Source organism: Actinoplanes flavus, assembly GCF_017592555.1.
GTDB lineage: Bacteria > Actinomycetota > Actinomycetes > Mycobacteriales > Micromonosporaceae > Actinoplanes > Actinoplanes flavus.
Genome location: NZ_JAGFNS010000001.1, coordinates 435071 through 457747, shown reverse-complemented (window position 1 = coordinate 457747; position 22677 = coordinate 435071). Strand labels below are relative to the sequence as shown.

Below are 22677 nucleotides of genomic sequence, written 5' to 3'. Positions count from 1 at the left end.
CGGGCCCTCACCTGCCCGATCCGGATCGCCGCGAAACAGTCATCGCCGTCAACTCCGGCCGGCGCCGCCGTCGGAGAACACCAGCCGGAGAATGCGGTCGTCCTCGGGACCGGGCTGCCCGGCGTCCTCCTGGTTGGAGGTGGCCACCCAGAACGATCCGTCCGGCGCGGCGGCCAGGGCACGCAGCCGGCCGAACTCATCGGCCAGCAGCTCCTGCGGGCTGCCCAGCACGGTGCCGTTGCCCGTCACGTTGAGCAGCTGCAACCGCCGGCCGAGCACGCACGCGGTGGCGACCATGCTCTCCAGCGTGGCGACACCGGCGCACGACGACGTGTCGGTGGGCCAGGAGACCAGGGGATCGGTGAATTTCGGGTTGGTGGCGGGGCCGTCCGCTTTCGGCCAGCCGTAGTTCTTTCCCTTCACCACCACGTTGAGCTCGGCGGTGCGCGGCTGGCCGCGGTCGGTGGCGAACATCCGCTTCGTCTCGTCCCAGGTCAGGCCCTGCACGTTGCGGTGCCCGGACGACCAGACCGGTGAATTCCGCACCGGGTTGCCGGGGGCGGGCCTGCCGGCCGTGGTGATGCGCAGGATCTTGCCGCCGAGGCTCTTCGGGTCCTGGGCCTGGGTGCCGTCGGGCGTGCCGTCGCCGGTGCCCGCGTAGAGCAGACCGTCCGGCCCGAACGCCAAGGCGCCGCCGTTGTGGTCGGCGGACCGCGGGATGCCGGTGAGGATCGGCTGGACCGGCCCGTCCCCGGCGATCTTGGCGATCCGGTTGTCCTGCGCGGTCGTGTAGTAGACGAAGAGGGTCTTGTCCGACGCGAACTTCGGTGACACGGCCACGCCGAGCAGCCCGCCGTCACCGCCGGCCGTGACCTCGCCGAGCCGCCGCAACTCGGTGACCCGGAGCCCGCCGGCGGTCGACTCGGGACCGATCTTGAGGATGCGGGCGGTGTCGCGCTCGGTGACCACCGCGCCGCCGTCGGGCAGGAAGGCCATGCCCCACGGGACCTCGAGATCCTTCGCCAGCACGCTGAGGGCGACCTCGCGCTCGGCGTCACCCTCGCCGGCGGTCGGCGCGACCGACGGGCGGGGCAGGTTGGGCGGCGAGCCGGCCTGATCCGGGCCTGGTGGCCCGAAGCTGCAGCCCGCGGTCAGCGCCAGCACGGCGCTGGACGTCGCGGCCACGGCGCGGACCCGGCGGAATCGCACGACAAGCCACCCCTCTCGACATCTGCCGACCAGGGTAGCCGCGAGGTCCGACAGAACCCCGCCGCTCATGGAGCGGCGGCGTCCCGGTCGGTCACCGGGTGACCGGCGGCTTCGAGGACCAGCGGAAGATTGGCCCTGGTGACACCGGTGAGCCGGATGACGTTGCCGTTGTCGAGCAGGGCGGAGACCCGGCCGTGCCGGTCCGGCGCCAGCTCCACGACCCGGCTCCAGGGCACCCGGTTGCCGCCGAAGAGGGCGCGCACCCGCAGCTCGTCGGGGTAGACGTCGGTGCCGGCCCGCCACGCCCAGACCAGGGCGGCGAGCGGGATCAGCAGGATCGGGGTCAACTGCCAGGCGGCGCCGGCGAGCGGGACCGTGCCGACGAGCGCGATCAACGCGGCGACCAGCACGGCGCCGGACTTACGGACGCGGAGGACGGGACGACTGCTCACATCCCCCATCCTCCCACCCGGTACGCCGGACCCGTCCGGCCGGTCACCGGTTGACCGTCATCGTTGAATGGCCGACGATTCCGTTCGTGGGACGGTGACACGCCGTGCCGTAACCCGATCCGGGGACCCTCGTTGACCCGGTGCAGCTCCCTCTCGCTCCGCCCCACCCCGGCTCGCCGGGCCGACAGCAGAGGACCGCCGATGACCGCTGTGCCACCCGGCTCCGCTGTCGCGGCGCTGGCGATCGCCGTCGCCGGCCTCGGCGCGGCCGCCGTCCTGATCCGCGTGGCGCTGTCGATCCATCGTGCCGACGGCACCTTCGTGGCCTGCCGGGGTGCCGGTTTCGTCGGCCTGGGCGCGCTGGCCACCGGGCTGACCGGGCTGATCCCGTGGTGGGCGCCGGAGCACCGGGTGGTCTGGCTGACCGCCGGGCTGGCCGTCGCCGCCACCTGCTTCGTGACCGGCACGTCGCTGCTGCCCGGCGCGGCCCGCAACTGGGTGGTCCGGCTGCGGCGGATGTTCGACGGGGTGGGGCTGGGGGTGAGCCTGGGCTTCGCGGCGTACCTGATCCCGGCCACCACCCGGCGTCCCGAGCTGGTGCCGGCGCTGCTCATCGCGGCCGGCGGCGTCGCGATGGTCACGGTGATCGTGCTGCGGGCCCGGCCCCGCCCGGTGCCGGCCCTGTGGTGCGGCGCCGGATCGTCGCTGGTCCTGATCGGGCTGGGGATGCTGGCCTACCGGTCGACCGGCCCGCTGCTCTGGCCGGCCACGCTGCTGGTGGTGGGTGGGCTGACCGCGTCGGCGGTCGGTGGCTCCCGGCGGGACCTGCCGCCCCCGCCGCTGGAACCCCGGCACCCCGACCAGTACCTGGCCAGCTATCCGCTGCTGGCGGTGCCGGCCGCGGTCGGCGTGATCGCCGCGATCTGGCACCTGGTGACGGTCCGGGACTTCGACACCGAGGCGATCATCTTCGGTCTCGTGATGGTCAGCGTCCTGGCCGTACGGGAACTGCTCGTGGTGCGCGACATCCGCCGGTACGCGGGCCGCCTACGGGTGGCCGAGGCGCACTTCCGCTCGTTGGTGGCCGGCGCCACCGACCTGACCCTGGTGCTGGACGAGAAACTGACCGTCCGCTGGCAGTCCCCGGCCGCGGCCCGCCTCTTCGGGCTGCGTGACGAGGAGGTGATCGGCCGGGAGTTCCGGGAGCTGATCCACCCGGACGACGCGGCGGACGCGGACGCGGTGATCGGCTCGATCCTCGCCGGCGCGGACGAGGGCGGGTCGCCGGTGCTGATCAACGCCCGGATGCGGGACGGCGCGCGGCTCTGGCGGGACACCGAGTCGACGATCTCCGACCAGCGGGCCGTCCCCGAGGTGGCGGCGATCGTGGTGCACGTCCGGGACGTCGGCGAGCGCCGGCACCTGGAGCGCACCCTCAGCCGGCTCTCCTACCTGGACCAGTTGACCGGTCTGGCGAACCGCCGGGCGCTGATGCGGGACCTGCTGGCGTTCCGCCGCCGGGCCGGGCAGCAGGGCACCCTGCTGGTGATCGACCTGCACGGACTGGCCGAGGTCAACGACACCCGGGGCCGGGAGATCGGCGACGCGGTGCTGATCGAGGTGAGCCGCCGGATCCGGGGCCTGCTCGGTGGCGAGGACGTGGCGGCCCGGCTGGGCGGCGACGAGTTCGCGGTGCTGACCGGTGAGTCGGCGGTGCCCGCGTACGCCCTGGCCACCCGGATCGTCACCACTCTCGGCGAGCCGTACCCGCTGCCCGGGGCGACCGTGACGCTCTACACCAGCGTGGGCCTGGCCGAGCTGGCCGGCGGCGCCGACTCGGACGACGTGCTGCGCCAGGCGGACCTGGCCCGGCAGCGGGCCCGGCAGCTGGGCCGGGACCGGGTCGAGTGGTACGACCCGGACGTGGAGATCCAGTTGCACCGCCGGATGGAGCTGGAGCAGCAGCTGCTCGGCGCGGCCGGGCGCGGTGAGCTGGACCTGGTGTTCCAACCGGTGTCGGCGCTGCGTGACGGCCGCCCGGCCGGGGTCGAGGCGCTGCTCCGCTGGCGGCACCCGGAGCTGGGCACGATCCCGCCGGGGGAGCTGCTGCCGATCGCCGCGGCGCTGGGGATCACCGCCGAGCTGGACGAGTGGGTGCTCGACGAGGCGTGCCGCCGTCTCGCCTCCTGGACGGTGCGCGACGATTTCTGGCTGTCCGTGAACGTGGGCCCGCGTGAGCTGCTCACCGCCCGTTTCCCGGACCGGGTCGCCACCATCCTGCGCCGCTACGGCCTGCTTCCGGAACGCCTGGTCGTGGAGGTGGCCGAGACCTGGATCGCCGAGGACGTGCCGGCGATCGTGGCCGCCCTGGCCGGGCTGCGCAAACTCGGTGTCCGGGCCGCGCTGGACGACTTCGGGTCGGGCCAGACGTCGCTGTCGCATCTGCGGCGGCTGCCGGTGGACATGCTGAAGCTGAGCCGGGCGCTGATCGACCCGCCCGCGGAGGCGGTGGTCGGCGGCGGCCCGGCGGTGCTGGACGTGGTGGTCAGTCTCGGTCGCCGGCTGGGCCTGGACGTGGTGGCCAAGGGCTTGGAGACCGACGAGCACATCGCCCGGGCGGTGGCGGCCGGCTGCCGGTACGGCCAGGGTTTCGCGCTCGGCTATCCGGGGCCGGCCGAGCGCGTCGAGGCCTACCTGGAGAGCCACCGCGGCTAACGGGGCGGCGCGGTGCTCCCTCGTGGGGTGAGGTGGACCCGGCCCGCCTCCACGTTGCCGACCTTGGTGCCGTCGATGGCGTTGAGCAGCTCCCGGGCCGCCTGTGCCCCGTACGCCGAGATGTCCCGGCTGAGCGCGGTGAGCGGCGGGTGGACGAGGCTGCACAGTGGTGAGTCGTCCCAGGCCACGATGGACAGGTCACCCGGTACGGAGAGTCCCATCTCCTGTGCCACGGCCAGGCCGGCGACCGCCATCACGTCGTTGTCGTAGATGATCGCGGTGGGCCGGTCCCCGCCGATCAGCAGGCGCCGGGTGGCCCGGCTGCCCTCCTCGCCGGTGTAGTCGGCCGGGATGGTGATCGAGTGGTCCAGGCCGAGGGCGGCGCAGACGCCCTCGAACGCCCTGGTCCGGTTCTGCGTGTGCAGCAGGCCGGGCGGGCCGCTGACCCGGGCGATCCGGTGGTGCCCGAGGGCGACCAGGTAGCGGACCGCCTCGGTGATGGCGCCGGCGTCGTCGGACCAGATCTGGGCGATCGGCCCGGTGTCGCCGGGGCCGCCGATCACGATGGCCGGCAGTTGGAGTTCCTGGAGGACCGGGATGCGGATGTCGTTCTCCCGGATGTCGGTGACGATCACGCCGTCGATCCGGCGCTCGCCCCACCAGCGGCGGTAGACCTCGACCTCCTGCTCGGGGGTGGCCACCACCTGGAGGGTCAGCGCGTACGACCGCTCACCCAGCTCGGCCTCGAAACCGCTGATCAGGCCCATGAACCAGGGCTCGATGCCGAGCAGCCGGGCGGGGCGGCACAGGGTCAGGCCGACGGCCCGCGCGCGGGCGCCGGACAGGGCCCGGGCCGCGCTGTTGGCGTTGAACCCGATCTCCTGGGCGATCGACAGGATTCGCTTTCGGGTCGCCTCGGAGACGCCGGGCTGGCCGTTCAGCGCATATGACACGGCGCCCTTGGACACGCCCGCCCGCCGTGCGATGTCGGCGATTGTGGGCCGCTTCACTCAGTCTCCTCTGTCCCCACTGCCGCCGAGCTTATCGGGCGCCGGGTGCACGCCGACGGACTACCTCGACGTCCGACACACGCTTGATCGGTTAAGTGTTACGGCACACATCGGACAATGTAAACCGGGTGTCCGAATAATCCGGACTGGGTGGGGTTGGGAGCGCGCCCGTAACCCGGTATTGACATGGCTGAAAGCCCGGCTTACGGTCTCCCCTACTTACCCGGTTCAGTGATGCGCATCTCCTTGCGGAGGAATGACATGGAACGTTTCGGACGTCGCGCCGCGCGTGTGGGGGCCGCCGGCCTCGCCGCCGCGCTGGCCATCGCCGGTTGCAGTGGGCAGGCGCTGGAGGGCAACGACTCCAGCACCGAAGGCGGCCAGGTCACCCTGAAGGTCAACTTCTGGGGTGACATGGGCCTGGATCAGCTCAAGGCCAAGTACGAGGCCGACCACCCCAACGTGAAGATCGTCCTGAACTCGGGCGAGTACAACGCCCAGCACGAGGACCTGCAGAAGAAGCTGGTCGCCGGCTCCGGCGCCCCGGACATCTCGGCCGTCGACGAGGGCTTCATCGTTCAGTTCCGCAGTCAGGCGGACCAGTTCGTGAACCTGAACGACAAGGGTGCGAGCAGCTTCGAGTCGAAGTACCTGCCGTGGAAGTGGCAGGCCTCGCAGTCCACCGACGGCAAGCAGATCGGTCTCGGCACCGACGTCGGCGGTCTGGCCATGTGCTACCGCACCGACCTGTTCAAGGCGGCCGGCCTGCCGACCGACCGGGACGCGGTCTCCAAGCTCTGGCCCAGCTGGGACCAGTTCATCGAGACCGGCAAGACCTACACGGCCAAGACCGGCAAGAAGTTCGTCGACTCGGCGACCAACCTGTTCAACCCGGTCCTCTCGCAGCAGCCGGTCGGCTTCTACGACCAGCAGGAGACCCTCCAGATGGAGGGCGGCCCGAAGGCCGGCTTCGACGTCGCCATGAAGGCGATCGACGCCGGGCTCTCCGCCAACCTGGCCAGCTTCCAGCCGAACTGGGACCAGGGCTTCACCAAGGACCAGTTCGCCGTCCTCGCCTGCCCGGCGTGGATGCTCGGCCACATCCAGAAGACCGCCCCGAACCAGGCCGGCAAGTGGGACATCGCCGCGATCCCGGGTGGCGGCGGCAACTGGGGCGGCTCCTGGTGGACCATCCCGAAGCAGGGCAAGAACGTCGACGAGGCGTACAAGTTCGTCGAGTGGCTGGTGCAGCCGGAGCAGCAGATCGAGGTCTTCAAGAAGGTCGGCAACCTGCCCTCGCAGCCGGAGCTGTACCAGAACAAGGAGATCCTGGACTTCAAGAAGGAGTTCTTCACCAACGCCCCGACCGGCCAGATCTTCGCCACCACCGCGGCGAACCTGAAGCCGCAGTACCTGGGCAAGAAGAACGGCCCGACCCGGGTCGCCGTGGAGAACGTGATCAACCGGGTGCAGCAGGGCCAGCTGAAGTCGGCCGACGCCTGGGCTGAGGCGGTCAAGGAAGCCGAGAAGGCCTCGAAGTCCTGATCCGAACCCTTCCGGTACGGCGGGGCGGCCTGAGGCCGTCCCGCCGTCCGGCCCGTTAGAGGAGTTGTCGTGTCGCTCACCGATGTCCGCGCGATGCGGACCGAGGAGCCGAAGCACGCGCCCCCGCCGCGCGCGAAGTTCTGGCTCTACCGCTTCGACACCAAGACCGTGCCCTACCTGCTGATCGCGCCGTTCTTCATCCTGTTCGCGATCTTCGGACTGTTCCCGATCATCTTCAACGGCGTGGTGGCGCTGCGCCACTGGCGTCTGGACGACCCGACGCTCACCGGCTGGGCCGGGATGGAGAACTTCACCAAGCTGGCGAGCGACACCGATTTCTGGGACGCCCTGGTCAACACGTTCGGCATCTTCATCCTCTCCACCGTCCCGCAGCTGCTCATCGCGCTGATGCTGGCGAACCTGCTGAACCGCAAGCTGCGCGGCGCCACATTCTGGCGGATCGGCGTCCTGCTGCCCTACGTCACTCCGGTGGCCGCCTCGACCCTGGTCTTCGCGGTCTTCTTCAGCCGCGACTACGGCATGGCCAACTGGCTGCTGTCGCTGGTGGGCTTCGGCGAGGAGCAGCCGCTCGACTGGCGGGCCACCACCTGGAGCAGCTGGATCGCCATCGCCACCATGGTCAACTGGAAGTGGATCGGCTACAACGCGCTGCTCTACCTGTCCGCCATGCAGGCCATCCCGAAGGACGTCTACGAGGCGGCGGCCGTCGACGGCGCCGGCCCGTGGCGTCAGCTCTGGCGCATCACGGTGCCGATGATCCAGCCGGTCGTGCTGTTCACCGTCATCCTCTCCACCATCGGCGGGCTCCAGCTCTTCAACGAGCCGATGCTCTTCGACGAGAACCCGGCACTGGCCAACGGCGGTTACGACCACCAGTGGCGGACCATCGCGCAGCTGATCTACAAGGTCGGCTGGCGTGACCTCAACCTCGGGTACGCGGCCGCGATGAGCTGGGCGCTGTTCCTCATCATCCTGATCGTGGCCGCGATCAACGCGCTGGCCACCCGGCGCCTGGGAGGCGGAAAGTGAGCACCCGCCTGTTGAGCCGCGCGCCCCAGGACACCCCGGGCACCTGGAAGTCCTACCTCGGGCTGTTCGCCATCCTGCTGGTCTCGGCGTTCCCGGTGTACTGGATGTTCGTCATCGCGACGAGCACCGACGACGCCGTCATGAAGTCGCCGCCGTCGGTGATCCCCGGCGACCAGCTGATGGTCAACCTGAGGGAGGTCTTCACCCTCCAGGACGTCTACTTCACCGCGTCGCTGATCAACAGCCTCATCGTGGCCCTCGCGGTCACCGCGTCGACGCTGTTCTTCTGCTCGCTGGCCGGCTTCGCCTTCGCCAAGCTGCGCTTCAAGGGCAACAACGTCCTGATGTTCATCGTCATCCTGACGCTGACCGTGCCGAACCAGCTCGGCGTGGTCGCCCTCTACATCCTGATGGGCAAGCTGGGCTGGAACGGTCAGCTGATCGCGGTCATCGCGCCCGGCCTGGTCAGCGCGTTCGGCGTCTTCTACATGCGCCAGTTCATCGGGCACGCGATCCCGGACGAGCTGGTCGAGGCCGCCCGGATCGACGGCGCGCTCACCCTGCGGATCTACTGGACCGTCGTGGTCCCGGCGATCCGGCCGGCCCTCGCCGTGCTCGGCCTGCTCACGTTCGTGGCCACCTGGAACGACTTCCAGTGGCCGCTGATCACGCTGAACGGCACCGACTTCCCCACCTCGATGGTGGCCCTGTCGGACCTGGCCAGCGGCAACTACGTGATCTACCGCCGGGTGCTGGCCGGCGCCTTCGTCGCCACGGTCCCGCTGATCGTCCTGCTGCTCATCGGCGGCCGGCAGCTGGTCCGCGGCATCATGGAGGGCGCTCTCAAGTAGAGCCCGCCACGATCCGGCGGGTCGAGGCCCGTCCATCGCTTGCGGTGGGCGGGCCGCACCCCTTTCCACAGACCTCGGGGGTACGGGTGAAGCCCGCCCACCGCAGCCGACGTGACTCCCGCGCGGCCCGCCCGGACCCGGCGAGCCGCCTCTGGCGTGTCGTTGCCTTCGATGCCTACCCTGAGGCCCCGTCGGAGACCGGGATCCGAGAGAGGCCGACCGGCGATGGCACAGCCGAAGAAACGTCCCCGCACCCGTCATCTGACCAGCCCTGAGACCGTCACCAGACCGCACCCGCCGTCCACTCCGGATGTTCCCCCGGCTCCGGCTCCGGCCCCGTCGCCGGTGGACGGACCGCGCGACCTGGACGGCCGGATCAGCTCCCGGGAGCTGGTAGCGGTCGGCTCCAGCCTGCTCCTGCTGCTGTTCCTCATCAAGATCTACGGGGTCGCGCGGTATTCGCTGACCACCACGACCGCCCTGCTCGCCGCGACCCCGGTGCAGGTGGCGCTCGGCACGGTGACCATCTACGCGTACTACATCCTGCCCGCGATCGCCCTGGGCACGATCTGGTTCGCGATCCGCTACCGGGCCCGGATCCAGCCCGCTCTCTGGCCACTGATCCTGATCGTGGCCGCGGTCACCGCCCTCGCCTCGCCGTACTCGTACCTGCGCCGTTGTCTGGTCGTGGTCCTCACCGCGCTCTGCGTGGAGCTGGTGATCCGCCACCTCCGCCACCGATGGGCCCGCTCCGCGGACGAGCGGCTGATCAAGCGCGGACATACGCTCACCGGCTGGCAGGGGCTCTCGGTCGTCTACCTGGGCGCCGCCGCGCTGGCGTTCCAGTTCATGAACAGCCTCGACGCGCCATGGGTGTCCGCGCAGGCCTTCCTCATCAACGGCACCGCCGTGACCTCCACGCAGGACCTGGGCGACGGCGTCAACGATCTCCAGGTGCGCCCGGAAAGCCGGTTCATCGGCTACCCGATCGCCGAGACCGAGGAATGGCTGACCGTCCTGCACGCCGACACCCGGTATGTCATGCGCATCCCGCAATCCGCCGTCGACACCCGGTTGACCTGCCACAACGAGTTCGACCAGCTGGCCGGCGACCAGCCGCTCGTGGAAAAGCTGAAGGGCCACACCTACAGCTCACCCAACCTCGACTGCCGCAAGGTGCTGGAGTACCTGAGCCGCAAACAACCAGGCCAGCCCCTCCCCACCTGGAATTGACTGAACTGGGCCTGATGGCTTCGCTTCGCTCCGCGGCAAGCTGGGCCCAATTGCTCCGCTTCGCTCCGCGGCAAAACGCCTTGTAACCGGTGTCGAGGCAGGTGATTTCCCGCCGCCAGCACACCCCGCTGGCGTCGGGAAATCAGCTGCCTCGACACCGGCGGCGTTTTGCGGGGGTGTTCAGTGCACCGCCGTTCCGCTCGGGGCGCGGGTTCCGTGGCTGGGACGAGTGGATCTTCGCGGCTGGCTCCGGGGCTGTCGGGGCTGTTTCACGGTCGGCGAGACAGCACGGGAGTTGGCCGTGCAGATCTTTTCGGGTGACCAACCGCGTTGGCCCGGCGGGCGCGTTGGGGCCTGGAGTGGGCAGCGCCTTGCGAGGTGCGGCGGAACGGCCGCTGCCGTGGGTGGGCGCGGCTATGCCCGTACCGATGGAAAGCAACGCCGTGGGGGCCGGAAGCCGCCACGGCGTCGCTGAAGAGCAACCCCCGCTACTCGGGCACCCGCCGGTAGGCGCCGTCGCTGGCGCTGGTGGCCATCGAGGCGTAGGCGCGCAGCGCCGCCGAGACCGGGCGCTGACGGGCGACCGGCGTGTACGGCCGGGGCCGCCGCTCCTGCTCGTGGCGGCGCTGGGCCAGGACGTCGTCGTGCACGTTCAGCGTGATGCTGCGCCCCGGGATGTCGATGGTGATCTCGTCGCCGGTCTCGACCAGCGCGATCAGGCCGCCGCCGGCCGCCTCGGGGGAGACGTGGCCGATGGAGAGCCCGGACGTGCCGCCGGAGAACCGGCCGTCGGTGATCAGCGCGCACGCCTTGCCCAGCCCGCGGCCCTTCAGGAACGAGGTGGGGTAGAGCATCTCCTGCATGCCGGGGCCGCCGCGGGGGCCTTCGTACCGGATGATCACGACGTCGCCCTCGACCACCTCCTTGCCGAGGATGCCGGCGACCGCGTCGTCTTGGGACTCGTAGACCCGGGCCGGGCCGGTGAACTTCCAGATCGACTCGTCCACGCCGGCGGTCTTCACGACGCAGCCGTCGGGGGCGAGGTTGCCGAAGAGGATGGCCAGGCCGCCGTCGACGGTGTAGGCGTGCTCGACCGACCGGATGCAGCCGCCCTCCGCGTCGGTGTCGAGCGTCGCCCAGCGGTTCCGCGTGCTGAACGGCTCGGTGGTCCGGACTCCGCCGGGCGCGGCGTGGAACAGCTCCAGCGCCTGCTCGGTGGGCGACCCGCCCCGGATGTCCCAATCGGCGAGCCAGCTGGACAGCGAGGCAGAGTGCACGGCGCGGACGTTCTCCTTCAAGGCGCCGCCCCGGTGCAGCTCACCGAGCAGCGCGGGGATGCCGCCGGCCCGGTGCACGTCCTCCATGTGGTACTTCGGGCTGTTCGGCGCGACCTTCGACAGGCAGGGCACCCGGCGCGAGACGGCGTCGATGTCCGAGACGCTGAAGTCGAGCTCGGCCTCGCGGGCCGCGGCCAGCAGGTGCAGGATCGTGTTGGTCGACCCGCCCATCGCCACGTCGAGCGCCACCGCGTTCTCGAAGGCGTCCCGGTTGGCGATCGAGCGCGGCAGCACCGACTCGTCGTCGTTCTCGTAGAACTCCTTGGCGATCTGCACGATCAGCCGGCCGGCCTCGGTGAACAGCGCCTTGCGGGAGGCGTGCGTGGCCAGCGTCGAGCCGTTGCCGGGCAGCGACAGGCCGATCGCCTCGGTCAGGCAGTTCATCGAGTTGGCGGTGAACATGCCGGAGCACGAGCCGCAGGTCGGGCAGGCGGACCGCTCGATCGTGTCGAGCTGCTGCTCGGTCACGTTGTCGTTGGCGGCCGCGCTCATCGCGTCGACCAGGTCGAGCTTCTCGTGCACGACGCCCTCGATGGCGATCGTCTTGCCGGCCTCCATCGGGCCGCCGGAGACGAAGACCGTCGGGATGTTCAGCCGCAGGGCGGCGATCAGCATGCCGGGGGTGATCTTGTCGCAGTTCGAGATGCAGACCAGGGCGTCGGCGCAGTGCGCGTTCACCATGTACTCAACGGCGTCGGCGATCAGCTCGCGACTGGGCAGCGAGTAGAGCATGCCGCCGTGACCCATGGCGATGCCGTCGTCCACCGCGATCGTGTTGAACTCGCGCCCGACGCCACCCGCGGCCGCCACCGACTCGGCGACCAGGCCACCGAGGTCCTTGAGATGGACATGACCCGGTACGAACTGGGTGTAACTGTTGGCGATCGCGACGATCGGCTTGCCGAAGTCGTCGTCGGTCATGCCGGTGGCGCGCCACAGGGCGCGCGCGCCGGCCATGGTGCGACCGTGGGTCGAAGTCCGGGAGCGCAGCTCAGGCATCCCTCAATAGTGCCACCGGCCAGGCCCGGAACCACCCATGCCGTCCACAGCGCGGGACGCCGGGGGTGTCGGAATCGAAGAAGATCGGGCACAGTGTGTCCGTGCACTCACCGTCCGGTATGGATCTGGCGGGACTCGTGGGCCTGCTGGTCGCCGTCCCGGCGGTCGCCTACCTGGCCCGTTCCGGCCGCCGGCACACCGGCGCCGCCCGGCGGGCGCACCTGCTGCTGGCCGCCGGTGGCGCGCTGGTCACCGCCGCGGCGCTGGCCGGCCTGGTCACCGTGCTGATCACCAGCCACCATCACTCTCCCGGGCACGCCCGGGCGCTCGCCACGGCGGTGGCCACCGGCACCACGATCGGCGTGGTCATCCTGCTGGCCGGAGCGGTGGCGCTGCCCGGCGCCGCCCGGGGCCCGGCCGCGGCGCTCCGGCACGTGCTGGACGGGCTGGTCATCGCGGCCGCCATCTGGTTCGTCGGCTGGGTGCTGCTCAGCCGGCCGACCCGCATCCTGGGCGACGCGACGCCGTACCGGTGTCCCGCGATCATCGTCCCGGCCGTCCTGGTGGCGCTCTCCCTCGGCCTGACCGCGGTCCTGGCGCTGCACGCGCACCGGCCACGGCGGCACACCGTCCGGGTGTCGGCCGGTGTCGGCCTGGTGGCCCTCGCGGCGAACGTGCTGGCCACCGGGATCTGCCGGGGCGACGACGGGTTCACGCTGGCCAGCGGCCTGCTGCTGACCGCCGGGCTGACCGTGGTGGCCTGGGCGGTGCGGGCCGCCGACCGGCCGGTCGAGGTGACCGGTGACGTGCTGGAGCGCGGCGGAGCGTACGCGGTCTTTCCGATGCTGGCCCTGCTCGGCGCGCTCGGCTACCACCTGGCCCGCGGCGGCACCCTGGACGCGGCCGGCTACTTCGGCGCCGCCGTGGTGGGCCTGGCCCTGGTCGCCCGGCAGTACCTGGCCCTCGACGACGTCCGCCGCTACACACTGCGGCTGCGGCAGAGCGAGGCCCACTTCCGTGAGCTGGCGCACACCGACCCGCTGACCGGGCTGGCCAACCGGCGTGGCCTCCAGCGGGCGCTGCGCTCCTGCCCGGGGGAGGCCGCGCTCATCGGCATCGACATGGACGGCTTCAAGACCGTCAACGACATGCGCGGCCACGACGTCGGTGACGCGGTGCTGGCCGAGGTGGGCGCCCGGCTGCGGCGCAACCTGCTGGCCGGCGACGTGGCGGCCCGGCTCGGCGGCGACGAGTTCGCGGTGCTGATGCGCGGCGACGCCGACGAGGCGGTGCTGGCGGCGCACCGGCTGCTCGCCGTGCTCGGGGAGCCGTACGACGTGGACGGCGGCTCGATCTTCCTGTCCGCGAGCCTGGGCGTGGCCGCCACCGGAGAGCTGCTGCACGACGCCGACCTGGCCCTGCGGTACGCCAAGCAGCGCGGCAAGAACCGGGTCGAGCGCTACCAGCCGAAGTACGACGAGGTGCTGCGCCGCCGCGGCACGCTCACCGGTGAGCTGCGGCACGCCATCGACCGTGGCCAGCTGAGCCTGGTCTTCCAGCCGGTGGTGGCGCTGCCGTCGATGCGCCCGGTCGGCGCCGAGGCGCTGCTCCGCTGGACCCATCCGGAGCTGGGCCGGGTGCCGCCGGTCGAGTTCATCCCGGTGGCCGAGGAGTCCGGGCTGATCAACCGGATCGGCGCCTGGGTGCTGGAGCAGGCGTGCAAGCAGCTCGCCGAGTGGCGGGCCAAGGGCCACGACGTCTGGCTGTCGGTGAACCTGTCACCCAAGGAGCTGCACAACTCCGACTACGCCGCCCAGGTCGCGGACGTGCTGGCGGAGTACGGCGTCCCCCCGCAGCGCCTGGTCCTGGAGGTGACCGAGCACGCCGTCGCCACCGACATGGAGGAGCTGGTCCGCCGCCTGGCCGAGCTGCGCAAGACCGGGGTGCGGATCGCGCTGGACGACTTCGGCGCCGGCTACTCGTCGCTGGGCCAGCTGCGGACCCTCCCGGTGGACATCCTGAAGATCGACCACGCGCTGGTGGCGGAGCCGGAGTCGCGGACCGGCACGGCCGCCCCGCTGGTCGACGTGGTGGTCCGGCTCGGGCACCGGCTGGGCCTGGAGGTGCTGGCCGAGGGGATCGGCACGAAGGACCAGCGGAAGATCGTCGAGGAGGCCGGCTGCCGGCTCGGGCAGGGCTCGCTGTTCGGCTGGGGCGTGCCGGCCGAGCACTTCGAGTCCCGGCTGCGCACCCTGCGCCCGGCGGGGCCGCGCCCGCTGCCGGCGCCCCGGGTCAACCCGCCCAGTGACGCGCCGGCCCGCAGTCAGGTGGTCCGGCTCGGCCCGGGAATGCGGCAGGTCAGAGCGCTGTTGCCGAGTGATCCGGATTTCGTCACCACCCGTGGTGATCAAAATGTGGGATCAGTTGACTCAGGCCGTGAGATGGGGCAAGGTTAGCCGCATGTGCTTCGCGTCCCGAGTACTTATCTGAGCGCACTGTCCTCGAGTGAGGAGAGTGCGCTAGGTCCCGTGCATCCCGCACGAGGGCCTTTTTTGTTGCTCAAGTACCGGTGCGACCAACCCGAAAAGGTCTGAACTGCCATGACGAGACCCACTCCCGAATCCCTCGCCAACCGAGTCACTCCGGCCACCGTCGCGGCGGCCGTGAACACCGTCTCCACCACCGTGGCCCCGGTAGCCACCACCGGTGCCGGCGCGCTCGTCCGGTCGCTCGAGGCCCTCGGGGTAGAGGTCGCGTTCGGCATCCCGGGCGGGGCGATCCTGCCGGCGTACGACCCGCTGTTCGACTCGAAGGTGCGGCACATCCTGGTCCGGCACGAGCAGGGCGCGGGCCACGCCGCCACCGGGTACGCGCAGGCTACCGGCAAGGTCGGCGTCTGCATCGCGACCAGTGGCCCGGGCGCCACCAACCTGGTCACGCCGATCGCCGACGCGTACATGGACTCGGTCCCGATCGTCGCGATCACCGGACAGGTCGGCCGGCCCTACATCGGCACGGACGCCTTCCAGGAGGCGGACATCCAGGGCATCACCCTGCCGATCACGAAGCACAACTTCCTGGTGCAGAACGCCGAGGAGCTGCCCCGGATCCTGGCCGAGGCGTTCCACCTGGCGGCCACCGGCCGGCCCGGCCCGGTCCTGGTGGACATCCCGAAGGACGTGCTCCAGTCGCAGACCACCTTCCAGTGGCCGCCGGCGCTGGACCTGCCCGGCTACCGGCCCACCCTGCACCCGCACGGCAAGCAGATCCGCGAGGCGGCCCGGCTGATCGCCGCGGCCAAGCGCCCGGTGCTGTACGTGGGCGGCGGCGTGCACAAGGCCGGCGCCACCGACGGGCTGCGCAAGCTGGCCGAGCTGACCGGCATCCCGGTGGTCACCACGCTGATGGGCATCGGCGCGTTCCCCGACTCGCACCCGCAGCACCTGGGCATGCCCGGCATGCACGGTACGGTCCCGGCGGTGTACGCCATGCAGAAGGCGGACCTGCTGGTCACCCTGGGCGCCCGCTTCGACGACCGGGTCACCGGCAAGCTGGACTCGTTCGCCCCGGACGCCAAGATCGTGCACGCCGACATCGACCCGGCCGAGATCGGCAAGAACCGGCACGCGGACGTGCCGATCGTCGGCGACGCCCGGCACGTGATCGACGAGCTGATCGCGGCGGTCTCCTCCACGGCCGGCGGCGCCGAGCAGTACGGGGCCTGGTGGTCGACCCTGAACGACATCCGGGAGCGCTACCCGCTGGGCTACGAGGAGCCGACCGACGGCACCCTGGCCCCGCAGTACGTGATCGAGCGGCTCGGCGAGATCGTCGGCCCGGACGCGATCTACTGCGCCGGTGTGGGCCAGCACCAGATGTGGGCGTCCCAGTTCATCAAGTACGAGAAGCCGGGCACCTGGCTCAACTCGGGCGGCGCCGGAACGATGGGCTACGCGGTCCCGGCCGCGATGGGCGCCAAGGTCGCGCAGCCGGGCACCACGGTGTGGGCGATCGACGGCGACGGCTGTTTCCAGATGACCAACCAGGAGCTGGCCACCTGCGCCCTGGAGGGCATCCCGATCAAGGTCGCCGTGATCAACAACGGCAACCTGGGCATGGTCCGGCAGTGGCAGACGCTGTTCTACGACGGCCGCTACTCGAACACCGAGCTGGGCACCCACAAGCACCGGATCCCGGACTTCGTGAAGCTGGCCGAGGCGCTCGGCTGCGTCGGCCTGCGCTGTGAGTCGAAGGACGACGTCGACAAGGTCATCAAGCAGGCCATGGAGATCAACGACGCCCCGGTGGTCATCGACTTCACGGTCGGCAAGGACGCCATGGTGTGGCCGATGGTCGCGGCCGGCACCAGCAACGACGAGATCATGTTCGCCCGGGACGTGCGCCCGACCTTCGACGAGGACGACCTCTGATGACAAACAAGCACACGCTGAGCGTGCTGGTCGAGAACAAGCCCGGTGTGCTGGCCCGGGTCAGCGGGCTGTTCTCCCGGCGCAGCTTCAACATCGACTCCCTTGCGGTCGGCGAGACGGAGAACCCGGACGTCAGCCGCATCACGATCGTGGTCGACGCCGAGTCGTCGCCGCTGGAGCAGGTCACCAAACAGCTCAACAAGCTGGTGAACGTCCTGAAGATCGTGGAGCTGGACCCGGCCCAGTCGGTCCAGCGCGAGCTCCTGCTGGTCAAGGTGCGTGCCGACCGGGCGCAGCGCAGCCAGGTGCTCGAGACCGTCGAGCTGTTCCGGGCGCGAGTGATCGACGTCGCTCCGGACACCCTGACGATCGAGGCCACCGGTAATCCCGACAAACTGGATGCGTTGCTGCGCGACCTCGAGCCGTACGGCATCAAGGAGATGGTCCAGTCGGGCCTCGTGGCCATCGGCCGCGGATCCCGCTCCATCACCACGGGCCCCGCGCTCCGCGCCGCCTAAGCTCGCCCACACGAAAGAAGAAGGAAGTCATGACCGCGGAAGTTTTCTACGACGGCGACGCTGACCTGTCGATCATCCAGGGCAAGAAGGTCGCCGTGATCGGCTACGGCAGCCAGGGCCACGCCCACTCGCTGTCGCTGCGCGACTCCGGCGTCGAGGTCGTGGTGGGTCTGCAGGAGGGCTCGAAGAGCCGCCCGAAGGCCGAGGAGCAGGGGCTCACCGTGAAGACCCCGGCCGAGGCCGCCGCCTGGGCCGACGTGATCATGGTGCTCGCGCCGGACACCGCGCAGCGCAAGATCTACACCGAGTCGATCGAGCCGAACCTGTCCGCGGGCAAGGCGCTCTTCTTCGGCCACGGCCTGAACATCCGCTTCGAGCTGATCAAGCCGCCGGCTGACGTGACCATCGCCATGGTCGCCCCGAAGGGCCCGGGCCACCTGGTCCGCCGTCAGTACGTCGACGGCAAGGGCGTCCCCGCGCTGATCGCTGTCGAGCAGGACCCGACCGGCGAGGGCCAGGCGCTGGCGCTCTCCTATGCGAAGGCGATCGGTGGCACCCGTGCCGGTGTCATCAAGACGACGTTCAAGGAGGAGACCGAGACCGACCTCTTCGGTGAGCAGGCCGTCCTCTGCGGTGGCGCGTCCGCGCTCGTGCAGACCGGCTTCGAGGTGCTGACCGAGGCGGGTTACGCCCCCGAGATCGCCTACTTCGAGTGCCTGCACGAGCTCAAGCTGATCGTCGACCTCATGTACGAGGGCGGCATCGCCCGCCAGCGCTACAGCGTCTCGGACACCGCCGAGTTCGGTGACTACGTCTCCGGCCCGCGCGTGATCAACGCGGCGGTCAAGGAGGAGATGAAGAAGATCCTCGCCGACATCCAGTCCGGCGAGTTCACCCGCCGCCTGATCGCGGACGACGACGCCGGCGCGCCGGAGCTCAAGAAGTTCCGCGAGGAGGCCGCCAAGCACCCGATCGAGATCACCGGTGCGAAGCTGCGCGGCATGATGAGCTGGGTGGACCGGCCGATCACCGAGACCGCCTGATTCATTCACGATTGAAGGCCCGGCCGGATTCCCGGCCGGGCCTTTAATATCGAGGTCCATGAGTCCAGTAGTGCTCGTCACCGAGGAACTGGCAGCGGCCGCACTCGACGTGCTGGCCGAGGATTTCGAGGTCAGGCACGTCGACGGGACGCATCGGGCGGCATTGGCGGAAGCCCTCGCCGACGCCGACGCGGTGATCATCCGGAGCGCTACCCGCATCGACGCGCCGATCCTGGCCGCCGGCCGGCGCCTGAGAGTCGTCGCCCGCGCCGGCGTCGGCCTCGACAACGTCGACGTCCCCGCCGCCACCGCCCGCGGAGTGCTCGTCGTCAACGCGCCCACCAGCAACATCGTCTCCGCCGCCGAGCAGGCCGTGGCGCTGCTGCTGGCGGTGGCCCGGCACACCGCCGCGGCGAGCGCCGCGCTCAAGGCGGGCGCCTGGCGACGGTCCGCCTACACCGGCGTCGAGGTGCAGGGCAAGACCGTCGGGGTGGCCGGGCTGGGCCGGATCGGCGTCCTCTTCGCGCAGCGCATGGCCGCCTTCGGGGTCCGCCTGATCGCGTACGACCCGTACGTGCAGCCGGCCCGTGCCGCCCAGCTCGGGGTCCGGCTCGTCACCCTGGAGGAGCTGCTCCGGGAGAGTGATTTCATCTCGGTGCATCTTCCCCGTACCCCGGAGACCGTGGGTTTGATCGGGGAGAAGGAGCTGGCGCTGGTCAAACCCGGGGTGCGGATCGTCAACGCGGCCCGGGGCGGGCTGGTCGACGAGCGGGCGCTGGCCGAGGCCCTCGCCGACGGACGGGTGGCCGGCGCCGGGCTGGACGTGTTCGAGACCGAGCCGCTCACCGCGTCGCCGCTGTTCACTCTGGACAACGTGGTGGTCACCCCGCATCTGGGCGCGTCGACCGTGGAGGCGCAGGACAAGGCCGGCCTCGCGGTGGCCCGCAGTGTGAGCCTCGCGTTGCGCGGCGAGTTCGTCCCGGACGCCGTCAACGTCCGCGCCGGAGGGCCGGTCGACGAGGACGTCCGCCCGCTGCTGCCGCTCGCCGAGCGGCTGGGCCGGGTGCTCACCGCGGTCGCCGGCCACCTGCCCGAACGGGTGACCGTCGAGGTGCACGGGGCGGCCGCCGGGCACGACGTCACGGTCCTCGAGCTGGCCGTGCTGAAGGGGCTGTTCGCGCCGGTGGTGAGCGAGCCGGTGACGTACGTGAACGCGCCCCGCCTGGCCGCCGAGCGCGGTGTCACGGTGGAGACGGCGGCCGTCGAGGAGCCGGGCGACCTGATCCGGGTCCGCGGCGGCCTGCCGGACGGCCGCACCGTGAGCGTCGCCGGGCGGCCCGCCGCCACGCTCGTCGAGGTGGACGATTTCGACCTGGACCTGCCGCTGGGCGGGGTGCTGCTGTTCTTCCGCTACACCGACCGGCCCGGCGTGGTCGGCCGGATCGGCACCACCCTGGGCCGGGCCGGGGTGAACATCGCGGCCATGCGGGTCTCCCGCCGTGCGGCCGGCGGCGAGGCGCTGATGACCCTCACCGTGGATTCGTCGGTGGAGCCGGATCTGCTGGGCCGGGTGGCCGCCGAGATCGGTGCGTCCCGGGCCGCGGTGGTCGACCTCCGTGCCGAGTGAGTGAGCCCGACACGCGGGGCGCGCGGCTTGCGCGTCATTAGTCCGCATCGCTAGCGTTGTCCCAGCCGCGCGTCTCGAGTGGGCCCGTCTTCGGGTGACGTCGCCCGTCCCGGGGCGAGCGGTGTGTATCCCGGCGGGACTTCTCGTCGCCACAGCCCCCTGACCGTTTGCCGCGGCCAGGGGGCTGTTCGCTTGGTGGGACTCCCGTTCCGTGTTTCGGGACGGGCGAGTAGCCTGGCCGAGGGTTGACCGGACGTGTGGGGAGAGTTGACGTGAGCGTGGCGCGGATCGCGGTTGTCGGCGGCGACGGCATCGGCACTGAGGTGACCGCGCAGGCCCGCAAGGTCATCGATGCCGTCCTCCCCGGCACCGAGTACCAGGAGTACGACCTCGGCGCCCGCCTCTACCACCGCACCGGCGAGGTCCTGCCGTCGTCCGTCCAGGACGAGCTGGCCGGCCACGACGCCATCCTGCTGGGCGCCATCGGCGACCCGAGCGTCCCGCCGGGCGTCCTGGAGCGCGGACTGCTGCTGAAGCTCCGCTTCGACTTCGACCAGTATGTGAACCTCCGCCCCAGCAAGCTGTGGCCGGGCACCACCAGCCCGCTCTCCGGCGTCAAGGCCGGCGAGATCGACATGGTCGTGGTCCGTGAGGGCACCGAGGGCCTCTACGTCGGCGCCGGCGGCGTTCTGCACAAGAACACCCCCGCCGAGATCGCCACCGAGGAGAGCCTGAACACGCGGCACGGCGTCGAGCGGGTCATCCGCGACGCGTTCGCCCGCGCCCAGCGCCGCGACCGCCGCCACGTCACCCTGGTGCACAAGACCAACGTGCTGACCCACGCCGGCAACCTGTGGTCCCGGGCCTTCGCCGCCGTCGCCGCGGAGTTCCCCGAGGTCACCACGGAGTACCAGCACATCGACGCCGCCAGCATGTTCATGGTGAGCAACCCGCAGCGGTTCGACGTGGTGGTGACCGACAACCTCTTCGGTGACATCCTCACCGACATCGCCGCCGCCGTGACCGGCGGCATCGGTATGGCGGCCAGCGGCTCCGTCAACCCCGAGCGGAAGTACCCGTCGACGTTCGAGCCGGTGCACGGCTCCGCGCCGGACATCGCCGGCAAGGGCATCGCCGACCCGGCGGCCGCCATCCTGTCCGCCGCCCTGCTGCTGGAGCACCTGGGCCGGCTCGACGAGGCCCGGCGAGTAACCGAGGCGGTCGCGGCCGAGGTCGCGTCCCGTGCTCCGGGCGCGCCGCTGCGTACCGCCGAGGTCGGCGACCGGGTCGCCTCCGCCCTCTGAGCGGACTTCACCCGTCACCTCACCCGCGGCCGTTGTGTTAACGGCCGTTCGGGGTAAATTCATGGGGCACTACGGGTGCCCCCGCATGCTTGTATTCTTCTGTGGAAAGCAGGTCAATTCGCCATGAATGGTGATGACAACCTCAATTTCGAGATCCGTCCGAATTCGGCACCCGTGAGCGACGCGGATCGCGTCGCCCTACTGGCCAACCCCGGCTTCGGCCGCATCTTCACCGACCACATGGTCACCGTGCGCTACGCCGACGGTAAGGGGTGGTATGAACCCCGTGTCGAGGCCCGCGCGCCCATCCCGATGGACCCGGCCAGCGCCGTGCTGCACTACGCCCAGGAGATCTTCGAGGGCCTGAAGGCGTACACGCTGCCCGACGGCGGTGTCGCGATGTTCCGCCCGGACGCCAACGCCAAGCGGTTCAACCTGTCCGCCCAGCGGATGGCCATGCCGGCCCTGCCGGTCGAGACGTTCCTCCAGTCACTGCACGAGATCATCCGGATCGACCGCGGCTGGATCCCCCAGGACCCGGAGGGCAGCCTCTACCTGCGCCCGTTCGCCTACGCGAGCGAGGTCTTCCTCGGTGTCCGGCCCGCCACCGAGTACCTCTACCTGGTCATCGCCTCCCCGGTCGGACCGTACTTCTCCGGCGGCGTCAAGCCGGTGACGATCTGGGTGTCGCCCGACTTCACCCGGGCCGCCCCCGGAGGCACCGGCGCGGCCAAGTGCGGCGGCAACTACGCGGCCGGCCTCTCGGCGCAGGCCGAAGCCGCCGAACACGGCTGCGACCAGGTCGTCTACCTCGACGCGGTGCAGCGGAAGTACATCGACGAGCTGGGCGGCATGAACGTCTTCCTGGTCCTCGACGACGGCACCCTGGTCACCCCACCGCTGACCGGCACCATCCTTCCCGGCATCACCCGCGACTCGGTGATCAAGCTGGCCGAACGGGCCGGCCGCCGCGTCGAGGAACGCCCGATCAGCCTCGACGAGTGGCGCGAGGGCGCCGCCTCCGGCCGGGTCCGCGAGGCCTTCGCCTGCGGCACCGCCGCGGTGATCACCCCGATCGGCACGATCCGCGGCGAGGACGGCGAATTCACCGTCGCCGACGGCGGCCCCGGCGAGGTCACCATGGGCATCCGCAAACAGCTCGTGGAAATCCAGCGCGGCCTCGCCGAAGACCCCTTCGGCTGGGTCCACCGCGTCCTCTGACCCATTTCCGGTACGGGTGGGCCAGCGATCAACCGCAACCCACCCCGAACCGCCGGCCCCACGCGGCGGGCGGCGCCCCCCCCGCCCCCCCGCCCCCCCCCCGCGGGCGCCCGGCCCAACGGCGGTGCACCCC

16 protein-coding genes are annotated in these 22677 nt (G+C 71.0%); 12 read left to right on the top strand and 4 right to left on the bottom strand.

The window, feature by feature from the left end; all coding sequences use genetic code 11:
- Positions 1-48 precede the first annotated feature (48 nt).
- Positions 49-1209 (bottom strand): PQQ-dependent sugar dehydrogenase, encoded by a 1161-nt coding sequence (locus J5X75_RS02110; protein ID WP_307797890.1) that lies wholly within the window; start codon positions 1207-1209, stop codon positions 49-51.
- A 65-nt stretch (positions 1210-1274) separates the two neighbouring features.
- Positions 1275-1661 (bottom strand): PH domain-containing protein, encoded by a 387-nt coding sequence (locus tag J5X75_RS02105; protein WP_372450825.1) that lies wholly within the window; start codon positions 1659-1661, stop codon positions 1275-1277.
- 201 nt (positions 1662-1862) lie between these two features.
- Between J5X75_RS02105 and J5X75_RS02100 the strand changes: the two genes are divergently transcribed.
- Positions 1863-4376, top strand: coding sequence for a putative bifunctional diguanylate cyclase/phosphodiesterase (locus J5X75_RS02100; protein WP_208465448.1), 2514 nt, complete (start codon positions 1863-1865; stop codon positions 4374-4376).
- Here the strand turns inward: J5X75_RS02100 and J5X75_RS02095 are convergent.
- Positions 4373-5386: a LacI family DNA-binding transcriptional regulator gene (locus tag J5X75_RS02095; RefSeq protein WP_208465446.1), complete on the bottom strand. Its 1014-nt coding sequence runs from the start codon at positions 5384-5386 to the stop codon at positions 4373-4375. The two genes, J5X75_RS02100 and J5X75_RS02095, sit on opposite strands and share 4 nt — an antisense overlap.
- Positions 5387-5647: 261 nt before the next feature.
- Between J5X75_RS02095 and J5X75_RS02090 the strand changes: the two genes are divergently transcribed.
- The 4 genes from J5X75_RS02090 (at position 5648) to J5X75_RS02075 (ending at position 10065) form a co-directional block, all read left to right on the top strand.
- Entirely contained in the window at positions 5648-6931 is a 1284-nt protein-coding gene (locus tag J5X75_RS02090) for an ABC transporter substrate-binding protein (protein ID WP_208465444.1), read from the top strand.
- A 69-nt stretch (positions 6932-7000) separates the two neighbouring features.
- Positions 7001-7981, top strand: a complete 981-nt coding sequence (locus J5X75_RS02085; RefSeq protein ID WP_372450824.1) for a carbohydrate ABC transporter permease — start codon at positions 7001-7003, stop codon at positions 7979-7981.
- The gene (locus J5X75_RS02080; protein WP_208465443.1) at positions 7978-8832 is read left to right on the top strand and encodes a carbohydrate ABC transporter permease; all 855 of its coding nucleotides are present in this window, start codon (positions 7978-7980) and stop codon (positions 8830-8832) included. The genes J5X75_RS02085 and J5X75_RS02080 overlap by 4 nt, the downstream gene beginning before the upstream one ends.
- 225 nt (positions 8833-9057) lie before the next feature.
- Positions 9058-10065: a hypothetical protein gene (locus J5X75_RS02075; RefSeq protein ID WP_208465441.1), complete on the top strand. Its 1008-nt coding sequence runs from the start codon at positions 9058-9060 to the stop codon at positions 10063-10065.
- Positions 10066-10553: 488 nt separating this feature from the next.
- Here J5X75_RS02075 and ilvD read toward each other — a convergent pair whose 3' ends face one another.
- Positions 10554-12401, bottom strand: a complete 1848-nt coding sequence (gene ilvD / locus J5X75_RS02070; RefSeq protein WP_208465440.1) for a dihydroxy-acid dehydratase — start codon at positions 12399-12401, stop codon at positions 10554-10556.
- Between the two features lie 101 nt (positions 12402-12502).
- Here ilvD and J5X75_RS02065 point away from each other — a divergent pair, with 101 nt between their 5' ends.
- From J5X75_RS02065 to J5X75_RS02035, 7 genes are all read left to right on the top strand, one after another.
- A complete protein-coding gene (locus tag J5X75_RS02065; protein WP_307797889.1) occupies positions 12503-14857 on the top strand; it encodes a putative bifunctional diguanylate cyclase/phosphodiesterase in 2355 nt (784 codons plus the stop codon).
- Positions 14858-15001: 144 nt separating this feature from the next.
- Positions 15002-16831, top strand: coding sequence for an acetolactate synthase large subunit (locus tag J5X75_RS02060; RefSeq protein ID WP_208465438.1), 1830 nt, complete (start codon positions 15002-15004; stop codon positions 16829-16831).
- A complete protein-coding gene (ilvN, locus tag J5X75_RS02055) occupies positions 16831-17349 on the top strand; it encodes an acetolactate synthase small subunit (RefSeq protein WP_183216670.1) in 519 nt (172 codons plus the stop codon). The genes J5X75_RS02060 and ilvN overlap by 1 nt, the downstream gene beginning before the upstream one ends.
- A gap of 29 nt (positions 17350-17378) precedes the next feature.
- Entirely contained in the window at positions 17379-18392 is a 1014-nt protein-coding gene (ilvC, locus tag J5X75_RS02050; RefSeq protein ID WP_208465437.1) for a ketol-acid reductoisomerase, read from the top strand.
- A gap of 58 nt (positions 18393-18450) precedes the next feature.
- On the top strand, positions 18451-20019 hold the full coding sequence (gene serA / locus J5X75_RS02045; RefSeq protein ID WP_208465436.1) for a phosphoglycerate dehydrogenase: 1569 nt from the start codon (positions 18451-18453) through the stop codon (positions 20017-20019).
- A gap of 278 nt (positions 20020-20297) precedes the next feature.
- Positions 20298-21323 carry a 3-isopropylmalate dehydrogenase gene (locus J5X75_RS02040; RefSeq protein ID WP_208465682.1) on the top strand — a complete coding sequence of 342 codons (1026 nt, stop codon included), beginning with the start codon at positions 20298-20300 and terminating at the stop codon, positions 21321-21323.
- 123 nt (positions 21324-21446) lie between these two features.
- Entirely contained in the window at positions 21447-22544 is a 1098-nt protein-coding gene (locus tag J5X75_RS02035; protein WP_208465435.1) for a branched-chain amino acid aminotransferase, read from the top strand.
- The last annotated feature ends 133 nt before the right edge of the window (positions 22545-22677 follow it).